Raw genomic sequence first — 14,292 nt, forward strand, 5'->3', positions numbered from 1 at the left:
TCAAGTCCGCGTTTGGTGCTTCAGGGGCTTTGGTGTGGCTGTAATCTTTTTAGGCGTGCCCAGAGCGGGTCATGGCCTCTATAATGCTCGGTAGATTTCCGTCCTCGTACAGGTATTCCCAATGAAACGTCCAAGTGGTCGCGCCGCCGATCAGCTTCGCTCGATCCGCATCACCCGCAACTACACCAAACACGCCGAGGGATCCGTACTGGTCGAGTTTGGTGATACCAAAGTGATCTGCACGGTCAGCGTCGAGAACGGTGTGCCGCGTTTCCTCAAGGGCCAGGGCCAGGGTTGGCTGACCGCCGAGTACGGCATGCTGCCGCGCGCTACCGGCGAGCGTAACCAGCGTGAAGCCAGTCGCGGCAAGCAGGGCGGTCGGACCCTGGAGATCCAGCGTTTGATCGGCCGTTCGCTGCGGGCCGCGCTGGATATGTCCAAGCTGGGCGACGTGACCCTGTATGTCGACTGCGATGTGATCCAGGCCGACGGCGGCACCCGCACCGCGTCCATCACCGGTGCCATGGTCGCGCTGGTCGATGCCCTGGCGGTGATCAAGAAACGTGGCGGCCTGAAGGGCGGTAGCCCGCTCAAGCAGATGATCGCCGCGGTATCGGTGGGCATGTACCAGGGCGAGCCGGTACTCGACCTGGACTACCTGGAAGACTCGGCGGCCGAGACCGACCTGAACGTGGTCATGACCAGCACCGGTGGTTTCATCGAAGTCCAGGGCACTGCCGAAGGCGCGCCGTTCCAGCCTGAAGACCTGAACGCGATGCTGGCGCTGGCGCAGAAAGGCATGAATGAGATCTTCGAATTGCAGAAAGCCACCTTGGCCGACTGAGGATTCGAAGGGTTTTCAGCATAAGGAGCGCGCGATGAATGACGATCAGCTACCAATAACCACCCCAAGCCAGGAAGTCAGGCAGTGGGCGATGTTCTGTCATTTGTCGGCGTTTCTTGGCTACTGGTTTCCGTTCGGTAGCCTGATCGGGCCGCTGATCCTGTGGCAGATGAAGCGCGAGCAGGACCCCTTTATCGACGCCCAGGGCAAGGAAGCGCTGAACTTCCAGATCACCGTGGCGGTGGCGGCGATGGTCTGTATCCCGCTGATGTTTGTCCTGATCGGTATCCCGCTGTTCGGTCTGCTGGTGATCGCGGCGGTGGTGTTGACCATCATTGCCGGGGTCAAGGCCAATGAGGGCGTGGCGTACCGCTATCCCTTCACCTGGCGCCCGATCAAGTAGCCCCGGGCAGCGCTGCGTCAGGCGCTGGCACGCAAAAAAGCCGACTTGGCGTCGGCTTTTTTGTCACTGCGAAAAGACGCTTAGATGGTCAGCGTCCAGTCGTAGTCGACGATCAGCGGCGCGTGCTGCGAGAAGCGCGGCTGGCGCGGCAGGCGTGCGCTGCGGACGAAACGGCGCAGGCCCGGGGTCAGCAGCTGATAGTCGAAACGCCAGCCGAGGTTGAGCATCTCGGCCTGTTCGTTATCCGGCCACCAGCTGTACTGGTCGCCTTCGCGGCTGACTTCGCGCAAGGCATCGACATAACCCATGTTGCCGACAATCTCGTCCATCCAGGCCCGTTCCGGCGCCAGGAAGCCCGGGGATTGCTGGCTGTCGCGCCAGTTCTTGATATCCAGCTTCTGTTGCGCGACGTACAGCGAGCCACAGTAGATGTATTCGCGCCGTTTGCGCCGCTGTTTATCCAGATAGCGGGCGAAGTCGTCCATAAGCTTGAACTTCTGGTTCAAGTCTTCATCGCCGTTCTGCCCCGAGGGAAGCAGCAAGGTCGCGATGCTGACCTTGTCGAAATCGGCTTGCAGGTAGCGCCCGTAGCGGTCTGCCGTCTCGAAACCGAGACCGCTGATGACAGCCTTCGGTTGCAACCGCGAATACAGAGCCACGCCACCCTGGGCGGGGACTTCGGCATCGCAGGCATAAAGGAAGTAGCCATCCAGTTGGAAGGCTGGGTCGTCCAGTTCAAAGGCGGAGGCGCGGGTGTCCTGCAGGCAGATGACGTCGGCATTCTGAGCTTGCAGCCAACTGAGCAAACCACGCTCGACTGCGGCCTGAATACCATTGACGTTCACACTGATGATCCGCATAAATGGCCCCAAAAATCACGTGCGTGTATGATACCTCAAGGTCTACCTAATTAGCTAAATCCGTGGTATTTGGGGCTTTTTTCATGCAGGCGTATCAACGCGATTTCATTCGTTTCGCCATCGATCGCGGGGTTTTGCGCTTCGGTGAGTTCACTCTGAAGTCCGGGCGGACCAGCCCTTACTTCTTCAATGCCGGCTTGTTCAACAGCGGTTCGGCCCTGGCCCAGCTGGGGCGTTTCTATGCCGCGGCGATCGTCGAGAGCGGCATTTCCTTCGACGTGCTGTTCGGTCCTGCCTACAAGGGCATCCCCCTGGCGGCGGCCACCGCCGTGGCCCTGGCCGAGCATCACGGGCTGGATCTGCCCTGGTGCTTCAACCGCAAGGAAGCCAAGGCCCACGGTGAAGGCGGCAGCCTGGTGGGCGCGCCACTGGTGGGTGATGTGCTGATCATCGACGACGTGATCACCGCCGGCACCGCGATCCGCGAGGTGATGCAGATCATCCAGGCCCAGGGCGCCAAGCCTGCCGGCGTGCTGATCGCCCTCAACCGTCAGGAACGCGGCAACGGCGAGCTGTCGGCGATCCAGGAAGTCGAGCGTGACTTCGCGATCCCGGTGGTCAGCATCGTTTCCCTGACCCAGGTCCTGCAGTTCCTGGCCGACGATGAGCAGCTCAAGCAGCATCTGCCTGCGGTCGAGGCTTATCGCGCGCAATACGGGATCTGACGCCCCTTGCGCCGTGGCTATCGGTGGTTGCCCCTGATGCTCTGCGCGTCCTTTGCCGTACAGGCCGAGGACACGTCCGGCGTGCTGCTGTATCGCTATGTCGACAACAGGGGCGTCACGGTGCTCGACCGCCAGGTGCCCCCGGAGTATGCGGGCAAGGGCTATCAGGTGCTGAACTCGCGCGGTCGGGTGCTGCAGACGGTCGCGCCGGCGCCGACGGCCGAGGAGCTGGCGCGCTTGCAGGCGCAGAAGGCCCAGGCTGAGGCGAATGCGCAGCTGTTGCAGCGTTATTCCAGTGTCAGTGAGGTCGACAAGGCCCAGGCTCGAAAGCTCGCCGAGCTGGACGCGATGATTGCGAGCATCCAGACCAATCTGCAAGCCTTGCTGGCGCAGCAGGCCAGCCTGCAAGGCCAGGCGGCGGAGCAGGAGCGGGCGGGGCACGAGGTGTCGCCGCAGTTGCTCGGGCAACTCGCGGGGTTGCGGGATGAACAGGCGCGGCTGAGAGCGGAGATTGCCCGGTACCAGGCGGCACGGGTCCAGGCGCAGCAGGATTTCGCCGCGGATCGGGCGCGGGTGGAGCAGTTGACGCACTGAGGTGTGGTCAACGCGGGCCCTGTAAATACTGCCTTGCCCCTCGACTCGTAGCTACGGTCGACGCGGTCCCTGTGGGAGCTGGCAAGCCAGCTCCTGCATGGGCTTTGTTGCGTTTTCGAATCCGTGTTTCGGCTTGATCAGTGACGCTTGCGGTTGCTGATCAGGGTGCCCATGCCGGTATCGGTGAAAATCTCCAGCAGCACCGCATTCGGCACGCGACCGTCGATGATCAGCGAGCTGCCGACCCCGCCCTGTACCGCTTCCAGCGCACAGCGAATCTTCGGCAGCATGCCGCCGTAGATGGTGCCGTCGGCGATCAGGTCGTCGACCTGGGTGGTGCTCAGGCCGGTCAGGACCTTGCCTTCCTTGTCCATCAGGCCGGCAATGTTGGTCAGCAGCATCAGCTTCTCGGCCTTCAGGGCCTCGGCGATCTTGCCCGCCACCAGGTCGGCGTTGATGTTGTAGGACTCGCCATTGGCGCCAACGCCGATCGGCGCAATCACCGGGATGAAATCACCCTTGACCAGCAGGTTCAGCAGATCGGTGTTGATCCCGACCACTTCGCCGACCTGGCCGATGTCGATGATTTCCGGCTGGGTCATTTCCGGGGTCTGGCGGGTCACGGTGAGCTTTTTCGCGCGGATCAGCTCGGCGTCCTTGCCGGTCAGGCCGATGGCACTGCCGCCGTGGCGGTTGATCAGGTTGACGATGCTCTTGTTCACCTGGCCGCCGAGGACCATTTCCACCACGTCCATGGTCTGCGCGTCGGTCACGCGCATGCCGTCGATGAAGTGGCTCTCGATGGACAGGCGCTTGAGCAGGTCACCGATCTGCGGGCCACCGCCGTGGACCACCACCGGGTTGATCCCCACCGCTTTCATCAACACGATGTCGCGGGCAAAACCGGTTTTCAGCTCTTCGCTTTCCATGGCATTGCCGCCGTACTTGATCACCAGCGTCTTGCCGACGTATCGGCGGATGTAAGGCAACGCTTCGGAAAGAACCTTGGCGGTATTGGCAGCGGCATCGCGTTCGAGGGTCATTCAGGGCTCCGGTGGAACAAGTGGTCGGACAGTGCAAAGACTACGCTTTTACACCGTCCAGAGGTCAGAACGGTAGTTGGAGATCAGGCGCAACACGTTTCAATTGGGCGTGGAACACGTCCTTGATGCGCTGCAATTCGGCTTCGCTGTCGGCCTCGAAGCGCAGCACCAGCACCGGTGTGGTGTTGGACGCGCGGACCAGGCCCCAGCCCTGGGGATAGTCGACCCGCACACCGTCGATGGTGGTCAGGTTGGCGTCGCCCCAGTCGGCATCGCGTTGCAGTGCATCAATGATGCTGAATTTGCCCTCGTCGGTCACATTGATATTGATTTCCGGCGTGGAAATATCGTTCGGGAAGGTCGCGAACAGCTCCTCGGCCGTGGATTTCTCCTGGCTGAGGATCTCCAGCAGGCGCGCGGCGCTGTAGATGCCGTCGTCGAAACCGAACCAGCGCTCCTTGAAGAAGATATGGCCGCTCATTTCGCCGGCGAGCAGGGCGCCGCTTTCGCGCATTTTTTTCTTGATCAGCGAGTGGCCGGTTTTCCACATCACCGGACGACCGCCGTATTCGCGGATCAGGGGGGTCAGGCGGCGGGTGCACTTGACGTCGAAAATGATGTCCGCGCCCGGGTTGCGCGCCACCACGTCCTTGGCGAACAGCATCAGCAGGCGGTCGGGGAAGACGATGTTGCCGGTGTTGGTCACCACGCCCACGCGGTCGCCGTCACCGTCGAAGGCCAGGCCCAGGTCGGCATGGCTTTCCTTGACCTTGGCGATCAGGTCCACGAGGTTCTCGGGCTTGCCCGGATCCGGGTGGTGGTTGGGGAAGTGGCCGTCGACCTCTTCGAACAGCGAGATGACCTCGCAGCCCAGGGCTTCGATCAGCTTGGGCGCGATGACCCCGGCGGCACCGTTGCCGCAGTCGACCACGACCTTGAGCTTCCTGGCCAGCACGATGTCGTTGCGGATCTGCTCGAAGTAAGGGGTGAGGATGTCGACTTTCTCGACGCTGCCCTTGCCGCTGCTCAAGTCGTTGGTCTTGAGGCGGGTGTGCAGGGCCTGGATCTGTTCGTTGGCCAGGGTGTCGCCGGCGATGACGATCTTGAAACCGTTGTAGTTCGACGGGTTATGGCTGCCGGTGAGCATCACCCCGGACTTGCCGGCCAGCACGTTGGCGGCGTAGTACAGCGCCGGGGTCGGTACCAGGCCGACGTCGCTGACATGGCAGCCGCTGTCGTGCAGGCCCTGGATCAGTTGCTGGACCAACTCCGGCCCGGACAGGCGACCGTCACGGCCGACCGAGACGTTGGGTTCGCCCTGGGCCAGGCTCTGTGCGCCGATGGCGCGGCCGATCCAGTAGGCGGTTTCGCCGTTCAGCGTCTCCGGGATCGTGCCGCGGATGTCGTAGGCGCGGAAGATGCTGTCAGGGAAGCTCGGGATGGCGGGTGCGCTGCTGTTCATGGTGTGGGGGGGCTCCGTTCCCAGGAAATCCTGGTGTTCGTCGAGAATATCGATATCGAGAATGTCGGTATCTTGGAACAGCGGATCGGCCCAGACGGCACTTGGCGTCACGGGCTGGATCGGTGCTGGGGCGCTGCGGATCGCAAGGCCTGGATCACTGCCGGGCGGTTCGGGATGACCGTTGCGCAAGGAAAAGCGCGCCAGTTCCTGAGCCAGTCCATTGAGCGCCGGCAGGCTCAAGCCGAAGGCTTTGACGGCTTTCCCGCCGGAGAGTTCGCGAAACAGTTGTTCCAGCTGTCGGGCGTCGCCGTCGAGGCGACTTTGCAGGCGTTTGTGCGGCAGGTAGATGCCCAGCAGGGCGCCGCCCAGGGCAAGCAGGGCGGCGAGTGCGGTCAAGGCGTAGGCGCTCAGCGGGTAAGGCAGCTTGAGCAAGGGGCCGGGGCTGAATTTCAGTACCCAGTTGGGGTTGCCGGTACCAAAGGGATAGCTTTCGTCCGTTGCTGCCGTTCCGCGTTGGTCGAGCATCTGTTCTGGGCTGCCGAGGACACTTTGCGTCAGGCGCAATTCACCGGTCTCCGGGTGCCAGGTGCTGAAGGGCTGCAGCAGGCGTTGCAGATCGAAGACCAGCAGCAAGGTGCCGCCGCTCTGGGGATCGGCGGCGGCCTTGAGCGAGGCCACGCTATAGACCAGCCAGCGTTGGCCGATCTTGTAGGCTTCCGGTGCCGGACGGGTGCCCCGTTCGGCGCGGGTGATCAGGTCGAGGGCGGAAAAGTTCAGCGGCGCGGCGCGGTCGGTGCTCGGTTGGGCCTGGCCGGGCAGGTAGAGTTGCGCATCCACCAGGCCGTTGGCGAGGCGCAGGCCATTTTCCGCCGCCTTGACCTGATCGACGTTCTGGCTTTGCAGGGCCTTGAGCAGCGAGGGATCAAGGGCCGCGGCTTCGGTCTGGGCGATCAGGTCGTGGGTCGCCTGGCTCAGGCCCGCGGCCGCCACGGCGCCGGGATACTGCGCCAGGCTGCCGCGCAGCATCTGGTTCCAGGGGGCGACTACGCCAAACCACAGGAGCGCAGCGGCCAGGGCCAACCCACCGAGGGCAAGCTGCAGCCCTGGTAGCAGCGGGTTGCTGGCGTCGCCTGGAGGCGGATGGCCGTTGCTTTCGTGACCGCCGACGGTCTTGGCACTGCGCTTGAAGCCTTTCAAATACTGCCTCCGAGAGGATCATCCTGAAATTCAACGCGCACCGTTCGGACCGGGCCTGGATCAGCTTAGGTCAATGGCTGCCCGAATGCCCGAAGCCGCCGGCGCCGCGCTGGCTTTCGTCGAAGGTTTCGACCAGTTCGAAATGCGCCTGGACCACCGGCACCAGCACCAGTTGGGCGATGCGCTCGCCGACAACAATGTTGAAGGCGGTCTGGCCACGGTTCCAACAGGACACCATCAGTTCGCCCTGGTAGTCGGAGTCGATCAGGCCCACCAGGTTGCCCAGCACGATGCCGTGCTTGTGGCCCAGGCCGGAGCGCGGCAGGATCAGGGCGGCGAGGCCCGGATCGCCGATGTATACCGACAGGCCGGTGGGGATAAGCAAGGTCTGGCCGGGCTCCAGTACGGTGTCCTGCTGGAGCATGGCGCGCAGGTCGAGGCCGGCGGAACCGGGCGTGGCGTACTGCGGCAGCGGGAATTCGCCACCGATGCGTGGGTCGAGGATCTTGGCTTGCAAAGCGTGCATGAAAATTAAACCTGGTTCAGTCGTTCGGCGATAAAGGACACCAGCTGGCGGGCAATCTTGCCCTTGCTGGTCTGGGCGAAAAGGGTCGCGTGGAGCTCGCGGTCGATCACGCTGCAGGCGTTTTCCTCGCTGTTGAAGCCAATGCTGGGGTTGGCCACGTCATTGGCGACGATCAGGTCGAGGTTCTTGTCCTTGAGCTTGCGTGCGGCATAGTCGAGCAGGTGTTCGGTTTCGGCGGCGAAACCGACGCTGAACGGCCGGTCGGCGCGGCTGGCGATAGTGGCCAGGATGTCCGGGTTACGCACCATCTGCAGCAGCAGACCGTCACCGTTCGTAGGGTCTTTCTTGAGTTTTTGTGGGGCAACGACTTCAGGGCGGTAGTCCGCAACCGCGGCCGAGGCGATAAACAGGTCGCAGGGCATGGCCGCTTCGCAGGCGGCGAGCATGTCGCGGGCGCTGACCACGTCGATGCGGGTCACCCGGTCCGGGGTCGGCAGGTGCACCGGGCCGGTGATCAGGGTCACCCGGGCACCGGCTTCCACCGCGGCTTCGGCCAGGGCGAAGCCCATTTTCCCGGAGCTGTGGTTGGTGATGTAGCGCACCGGGTCGATGTTTTCCTGGGTCGGGCCGGCGGTGATCAACACGTGTTTGCCGGTCATGGCCAGGTGCTGGAAGCAATCGGCGGCGCATTGCGCCAGGTCCGTGGCTTCGAGCATGCGCCCCAGGCCGACGTCGCCGCAGGCCTGGCTGCCGGAGGCGGGGCCGAAGACTTTCAGGCCGCGGCTTTGCAGCAACTGGGTGTTGGCCTGGGTGGCCGGGTCGCGCCACATGGCCTGGTTCATCGCCGGCGCGATGGCCACGGTGGCATCGGTGGCGAGTACCAGGGTGGTCAGCAGGTCGTTGGCGATGCCCTGGGCCAGGCGTGCGATCAGGTCGGCGGTGGCCGGGGCGATCAGCACCAGGTCGGCCCATTTTGCCAACTCGATATGGCCCATGGCAGCTTCGGCGGCCGGATCGAGCAGGTCCAGGTGCACTGGGTGCCCGGACAACGCCTGCATGGTCAATGGGGTGATGAACTCGCTGCCGCCACGGGTCATGACCACGCGCACTTCGGCGCCCTGGTCGAGGAGTCGGCGAACCAGCTCGGCGCTCTTGTAGGCAGCAATGCCGCCGCCGACGCCGAGAACGATGCGTTTCCGATACAGCCGCTGCATAGGCCTGCCTTTTAGTCCGGTGATGGCTACCCCCGATGACGCCTCCCCAGGCCAGATCAGGGGTAAAAATGATGGGCTAAGATAACACAGCGACCGCCAGGGAACAGCGGCGCCCAAAGGACAGGGAGGTGCAATGAGTATTCGTGATTGGCCGGCGGCGGAGCGGCCGCGGGAGAAGTTGCTGGAGCAGGGCGCGGCGAGTCTGTCGGACGCCGAGTTACTGGCGATCTTTCTGCGTACCGGCGTCTCCGGCAAGAGTGCGGTGGACCTGGCCCGGCATTTGTTGAGCCGCTTCGGCAGCCTGCGCAAGCTGCTGGAGTCCGACCAGCAGACCTTTGGTCGCCAGTTGGGCCTGGGGCCGGCGAAGTTTGCGCAATTGCAGGCGGTGCTGGAGATGGCTCGCCGGCATCTGGCCGAGCGTCTGCGCCGCGATTCGGTGCTGGAAAATCCCCGGGCGGTGCGCGATTACCTCAAGGCGATGTTGCGCCACGAGCCCCATGAGGTGTTCGCCTGCCTGTTTCTCGACAGCAAGCATCGGGTGCTGGCGTTCGAGCCGCTGTTTCATGGCTCCATCGACAACACCAGCGTCTATCCACGGCAGGTGGTCAAGCGGGCGCTGGCGCACAACGCGGCGGCGTTGATCCTGTGTCACAACCATCCTTCGGGGGTTGCCGAACCCAGCCAGGCCGATCATGTGCTGACCAAGCGGCTGAAAACGGCGCTGGAATTCGTCGATGTGCGGGTGCTCGATCACTTTATCGTCGGCGAGGGCGAGCCCTTGTCGATGATGGAGCGCGGCTGGATGTAACGGGATCGGGCGGACACCGCGATCCCTTGTAGGAGCCGAGCAAGCTCGGCTCCTACAGGCCGTGCCCGCCATCGTAATGTGTGGCAATCAGGGCTTTACGCTGACCCTGGAAAAATCCTGCCGACCGAACGGACTGACTTCATAGCCGTGGACGTTCTTGCGCAGCAAGGCGAAGGCCGTCGGATGCGCCAGCGGTACCCACAACGCCTGTTGCTGGATCTGCGTCTGGGCCTGTTCGTACAGCTTGCTGCGCACCCCTTGCTCGCTGGTGGTCTTGCCGGCGCTGATCAGCTTGTCCAGGCCCGCATCGCAGTAGCGGGCGAAGTTGGTGCCCGATTTCACCGCGGCGCAGGAGAATTGCGGGGTCAGGAAGTTGTCCGGGTCGCCGTTGTCACCGGCCCAGCCCATGAACAGCAGGTCATGTTCACCGGCCTTGGCCCGGCGGATCAGCTCGCCCCATTCGATCACGCGGATCTGTGCCTGGATGCCGACTTCGGCGAGGTCGGCTTGCAGCAACTGCGCGCCGAGACTCGGGTTGGGGTTGAGCAGGCTGCCCGACGGGCGTGTCCAGATAGTGGTCTGGAAACCGTCCTTGAGTCCGGCCTTGGCCAGCAGGGCCCTGGCCTTTTCCGGGTCATGGGCGTAGCCGGGCAGGTCCTTGGCGTAACTCCAGGTGTTGGCCGGGTACGGGCCGTTGGCGGCCTCGGCGGTTTCTTCGAACACGGCCCTGAGGTAGCTGGTCTTGTCGACGGCGAGGTTGATCGCCTGACGCACTTCCGGCTTGTCCAGCGGCGGATGCTGGCTATTGATGGCGACGAACGCGGTCATGAAGGCCGCGGTTCGTTCCACCTTGAGCGTCGGCTCTTTACTGGCGGCCGCGACATCCAGGGGCTTGGGCGAGAGCGCGATCTGGCATTCATTGCGCCGCAGCTTTTGCAGGCGGACGTTGGCATCCGGGGTGATGGCGAAGATCAGGTTGTCGACCGCCGGCTTGCCGGCGAAGTAGTCCGGGTTGGCGCTATAGCGGATCGAGGCGTCTTTCTGGAAGCGCCCGAACACGAACGGGCCGGTACCTATGGGCTGGCTGTTGAGTTTTTCCGGGGTACCCGCGGTCATCAGCTTGTCGGCATACTCCGCCGAATAGATCGAGGCGAAGCCCATGCTCAGGGCGGCAAGGAAGGTCGAGTCGGGATGATCGAGGGTGAAACGCACGGTCAGCGGGTCGCTGGCCTCGATTCGCTTGATCAGGCTCGGCAGTTGCAGCGACTGGGCGTGGGGGAAGCCGCTCTGGGCGATCTGGTGCCACGGGTTGGCCGGGTCGAGCATGCGCTCGAAGCTGAAGCGTACGTCGGCGGCGGTCAGGTCGCGGCTCGGCTTGAAGTAGTCGGTGTGATGGAATTTAACCCCCGGATGCAGCTTGAACTCGTAGATCAGGCCGTCGTCGGACACGCTCCAGCTGTCGGCGAGGCTGGGCACCAGCTTGCCGCTGGCGGCGTCGAAATCCACCAGGCGGTTCATCAGCACGTCGGCCGAGGCGTTGGTGGTGGTCAGCGAGTTATACTGCACCACGTCGAACCCGTCGGGGCTGGCTTCGGTGCAGACGCTCAGGGTGCTGGCGGCCTGGGCCGGCAACCCGAGGAAGGGGACGAGCAATAGCGGTAGGGCAGCGAGACGCATATTCAGTATCCTTTGCAGGTCGTTGTCCCATCTGCGAGTGCAGTCTGGAAAAGTCCTACCCTAGAGGTATGGACGGTAATTGACTATCCCGTTTTTACCAGGTTTTTCAGTTTTCCTGCTTCCCCGGTATTTTCAGTGCACGCTTTGGCGGACCTTTTGGGCCGGCGCCCGATGTTGTGCGACGAGCGGCCTTTCAGGGCGCCAGCCCCCGTTGCTGGCGTCCTGACCGCTCGTTTGCGCTGCGCCGCCGAGGTTTTAATCGCACTTGATGTTGTTGCACCTGAGTCTTTCTGGTATAAAGCAGCGCTCTTTTCTAGGGGCCCGGTTCCTTCGCTTGTAGGTGTAGCCGGTAAGACCCTTAAAGAAACGCGGCGCCTGGCGCCAAATGACTGAGAGATTAAGCGGCCAACCCATGCCGGGTTGGGCATGTGGTTTTAGAGGGCTGAGGCATGTCTAGAGTCTGTCAAGTTACCGGTAAGGGTCCGGTGACTGGGAATAACATTTCCCACGCAAACAACAAAACCCGTCGTCGTTTCCTGCCGAACCTGCAGCATCACCGCTTCTGGGTCGAGTCCGAGAAGCGTTTTGTGCGTCTGCGCGTATCCGCCAAGGGCATGCGTATCATCGACAAGCGTGGCATTGATGTCGTGCTGGCCGAACTTCGTCGCGATGGCAAGGTATAAGGGAGCTAAATCATGCGTGAATTGATTCGTTTGATCTCGAGCGCCGGTACTGGTCATTTCTACACGACTGACAAGAACAAGCGCACTACTCCGGACAAAATCGAGATCAAGAAATATGATCCGGTTGTTCGTAAGCACGTGATCTACAAGGAAGGCAAAATCAAGTAATTGATTTTGTTTTTCAAGAAAAACCCCGACTTGTTCGGGGTTTTTTTTCGCCTTTTTTCGGCCTGCTCCCGCCTGTTGCGTGCCTGATTCCTACATTTTTCCCGTTGCACCTTTCCTAGACTGGGCTGAACACCGAAAGGATGCGGATGTGGAGAGTGCTCATGCTGATTGCGAGAATGTGTGGAATCCTGCTGTTGGTGGTATTGGCGGCGGGCAGTATTGCGGTTCAGGCCCAGGAGAGGGCCGGTACCGAGGCCTATGTGCGGCGCATGACCGAGGCGACGGTCATGGCTTGGCCGATGCTGGCAAAAATGTTCGAGACGACCCAGGTGTTTGCCGATGTCCAGTTGCTGGTCAGCGACGGGCAGCGGGCATGGCTGATGAATGCCCGGGGTGGCCAGGAACTCGATATGCCGGCGGTCGAGGCCCTGGGGCTGGCCTTCGAATACCGGCGTTTCGAAAAAATCGAGTGGCAGGGCCGTCCGGCGGTCTTTATCGGCCTGGGGCGGGATTTGCCTGAGGTCGAGCTGCAACGGCTCAAGCACCCGGAAGCGGTACCGGAACTGTTCGACCTGGCGACCCATGAAGCCTTTCATTTCTACGCTGAAGACGATTGGGCGCGCGGTCCGCTGTCCGAGCGCAGCACCCTTTACCCGGCGGTCGTCGAGCCGCGCTTGTACCGCAACCGGGTCATTCGCCATTTGCTGGCCGCGACCCGGGGTGAGCTCGATGCGCTGGGGCGCGCCAGTTATTGGTATCGCCGCTGGTTGAACGAGTTCGCCGATGAGGCCGAGCGTATCCGCGATACCGATCGCACCGAGGGGAGTGCGCGTTATGTCGAGTCGGTCGCGCAGTTGCTGGCGATGGGGCTCGAACCCCGCAGTCCGGAGTGGGAGGCGCGGCTGTTGAGGCAACTGAGCCCGTTGGGGCGTGCCGACTACCTGGCGGTCGATCATGAGAGCTATACGCTGGGCCTTCTGGCCGGATACCTGCTCGATCGTCGGCGGTTGGACTGGCTGCCCCGTGTCGCGCAGGGGGAAACGCCCCTGGGTCTGCTGCTGGGGCCGGTTGCGCCGATCAGTGATTCGCCTGATGAGTTGTTGGGTCGGCGCATCCAGGAGTCCCTGGATGGGGTGAACGATCAGGCGGCGGAGCTGCTCGAGCCGTTCCTCCAGCGCTTCAACGATCCGGCAAGCCGGCATCTGCTGGTGCCGGGCACGGCAATGAAAGGCAGTTTTGGCAGCGGGCATTCCTTCCGCCTGGCCGGGATGGCGGAGACCATTGAAACCGGGGTTGATGCGCTGTTTGCGCTCAAGGGCGGGCGAATCGGCTTCCGTGCGGCGACGGTGGCGACCCAGGTCAAGGCCAGCTGCGGCCGGAAGGATCTCTATTGGTTGCTGGCGCTGACCGAAGCGGATTTCCAGGGCGGCGCCCATGGCCGTCTTCGCGTCAGGCGTGACGGCCTCGACGTGGATATTCCCTACCCGGCGCGGGCTATCGATAGCCCGCGGTCCTGGTGCGTCCAGGTCTGATCAGGCCTTCTGTTCGAACACCACATAGATCTTGCGGCAATGTTCCAGCACTTCCCAGGTGCCTTTGAAGCCCGCCGGAATCACGAAACGATCGCCGGCGCGCAAGGTCTTGGCGTTGCCCTCCGCGTCGCGCAGCACCGAGACGCCCTGGACGATTTCGCAGTATTCATGCTCGGTGTAATTCACCGTCCACTGGCCTGGCGCACCCTCCCAGACGCCGGCATTCAGCTGTCCGCAGGGGCTGGCGTAGTGGTTGTAGATCGTCTGCTCGGGATCGCCCTTGAACACTTTCTCCGCTGCCGGGCGAAAGCGTTCCGGCGTGGGGGGGGCTTCGCTGAAATCGACGATGTCCTGGATACTCATGGTGCTCTTCCTCTGCGGTGATAGGCCTTGGCGCGGAAGCTCCGAGTCTATGTTTATTAAAACGAACATGGCAACGGCGTTTGCCGAGCTTGTGTCAAATATATTGAAACATCGGGTGCCGCTGGTTTAGGGTGGTGGCTGTCATGGGCCCGAATCGGCGCTCATTGGGCAGAATTCCGAACGGTGCTGGCGC

The 14,292-nt window shown here is 62.8% G+C and carries 15 protein-coding genes; 8 read left to right on the top strand and 7 right to left on the bottom strand.

The genetic code is table 11. The features are described 5' to 3' along the window. The first annotated feature begins 121 nt into the window (after window positions 1-121). Both rph and M5B96_RS22215 read left to right on the top strand, forming a co-directional pair. Entirely contained in the window at window positions 122-844 is a 723-nt protein-coding gene (gene rph / locus M5B96_RS22210) for a ribonuclease PH (RefSeq protein WP_248799149.1), read from the top strand. 34 nt (window positions 845-878) lie between these two features. After that, window positions 879-1,247, top strand: a complete 369-nt coding sequence (locus M5B96_RS22215) for a DUF4870 domain-containing protein (RefSeq protein WP_248799150.1) — start codon at window positions 879-881, stop codon at window positions 1,245-1,247. 80 nt (window positions 1,248-1,327) lie between these two features. On the opposite strand, the gene M5B96_RS22220 is transcribed toward M5B96_RS22215, so the two are convergent. Beyond that, window positions 1,328-2,107, bottom strand: a complete 780-nt coding sequence (locus M5B96_RS22220) for an exodeoxyribonuclease III (RefSeq protein ID WP_003176915.1) — start codon at window positions 2,105-2,107, stop codon at window positions 1,328-1,330. Between the two features lie 83 nt (window positions 2,108-2,190). On the opposite strand from M5B96_RS22220, the gene pyrE reads away from it, so the two are divergent. Both pyrE and M5B96_RS22230 read left to right on the top strand, forming a co-directional pair. Continuing rightward, on the top strand, window positions 2,191-2,832 hold the full coding sequence (gene pyrE, locus M5B96_RS22225; RefSeq protein WP_248799151.1) for an orotate phosphoribosyltransferase: 642 nt from the start codon (window positions 2,191-2,193) through the stop codon (window positions 2,830-2,832). Window positions 2,833-2,868: 36 nt separating this feature from the next. Then, window positions 2,869-3,426 carry a DUF4124 domain-containing protein gene (locus M5B96_RS22230; protein WP_248799152.1) on the top strand — a complete coding sequence of 186 codons (558 nt, stop codon included), beginning with the start codon at window positions 2,869-2,871 and terminating at the stop codon, window positions 3,424-3,426. A 137-nt stretch (window positions 3,427-3,563) separates the two neighbouring features. On the opposite strand, the gene argB is transcribed toward M5B96_RS22230, so the two are convergent. The 4 genes from argB to coaBC form a co-directional block, all read right to left on the bottom strand. Further along, a complete protein-coding gene (argB, locus tag M5B96_RS22235; RefSeq protein ID WP_177094030.1) occupies window positions 3,564-4,469 on the bottom strand; it encodes an acetylglutamate kinase in 906 nt (301 codons plus the stop codon). A gap of 64 nt (window positions 4,470-4,533) precedes the next feature. Beyond that, window positions 4,534-5,931, bottom strand: coding sequence for a phosphomannomutase/phosphoglucomutase (locus M5B96_RS22240; RefSeq protein WP_248799188.1), 1,398 nt, complete (start codon window positions 5,929-5,931; stop codon window positions 4,534-4,536). Between the two features lie 1,267 nt (window positions 5,932-7,198). After that, window positions 7,199-7,654 (bottom strand): dUTP diphosphatase, encoded by a 456-nt coding sequence (gene dut / locus M5B96_RS22245; protein ID WP_100942178.1) that lies wholly within the window; start codon window positions 7,652-7,654, stop codon window positions 7,199-7,201. A 5-nt stretch (window positions 7,655-7,659) separates the two neighbouring features. Then, window positions 7,660-8,868 (bottom strand): bifunctional phosphopantothenoylcysteine decarboxylase/phosphopantothenate--cysteine ligase CoaBC, encoded by a 1,209-nt coding sequence (coaBC, locus tag M5B96_RS22250; protein ID WP_100942177.1) that lies wholly within the window; start codon window positions 8,866-8,868, stop codon window positions 7,660-7,662. A gap of 133 nt (window positions 8,869-9,001) precedes the next feature. On the opposite strand from coaBC, the gene radC reads away from it, so the two are divergent. Next, window positions 9,002-9,676, top strand: a complete 675-nt coding sequence (gene radC, locus M5B96_RS22255) for a RadC family protein (RefSeq protein ID WP_248799153.1) — start codon at window positions 9,002-9,004, stop codon at window positions 9,674-9,676. Between the two features lie 87 nt (window positions 9,677-9,763). Here the strand turns inward: radC and M5B96_RS22260 are convergent, their stop codons facing one another. Continuing rightward, window positions 9,764-11,353 (bottom strand): ABC transporter substrate-binding protein, encoded by a 1,590-nt coding sequence (locus tag M5B96_RS22260; protein WP_248799154.1) that lies wholly within the window; start codon window positions 11,351-11,353, stop codon window positions 9,764-9,766. A gap of 449 nt (window positions 11,354-11,802) precedes the next feature. Here M5B96_RS22260 and rpmB point away from each other — a divergent pair, with 449 nt between their 5' ends. The 3 genes from rpmB to M5B96_RS22275 all read left to right on the top strand — a co-directional run bounded on the left by rpmB (window position 11,803) and on the right by M5B96_RS22275 (window position 13,736). Then, window positions 11,803-12,036 (top strand): 50S ribosomal protein L28, encoded by a 234-nt coding sequence (rpmB, locus tag M5B96_RS22265; RefSeq protein WP_007921114.1) that lies wholly within the window; start codon window positions 11,803-11,805, stop codon window positions 12,034-12,036. A gap of 12 nt (window positions 12,037-12,048) precedes the next feature. Further along, window positions 12,049-12,204: a 50S ribosomal protein L33 gene (rpmG, locus tag M5B96_RS22270; RefSeq protein ID WP_003177274.1), complete on the top strand. Its 156-nt coding sequence runs from the start codon at window positions 12,049-12,051 to the stop codon at window positions 12,202-12,204. A 161-nt stretch (window positions 12,205-12,365) separates the two neighbouring features. Beyond that, window positions 12,366-13,736 (top strand): hypothetical protein, encoded by a 1,371-nt coding sequence (locus tag M5B96_RS22275; protein WP_248799155.1) that lies wholly within the window; start codon window positions 12,366-12,368, stop codon window positions 13,734-13,736. Here the strand turns inward: M5B96_RS22275 and M5B96_RS22280 are convergent, their stop codons facing one another. After that, complete coding sequence (locus M5B96_RS22280; RefSeq protein ID WP_248799156.1) at window positions 13,737-14,099, bottom strand: cupin domain-containing protein; 363 nt, start codon at window positions 14,097-14,099, stop codon at window positions 13,737-13,739. It lies immediately after the preceding gene. Between the last annotated feature and the right edge of the window lie 193 nt (window positions 14,100-14,292).

The sequence above is a fragment of the Pseudomonas sp. MWU13-2105 genome, from assembly GCF_023242315.1.
Taxonomy (GTDB): Bacteria; Pseudomonadota; Gammaproteobacteria; order Pseudomonadales; family Pseudomonadaceae; genus Aquipseudomonas.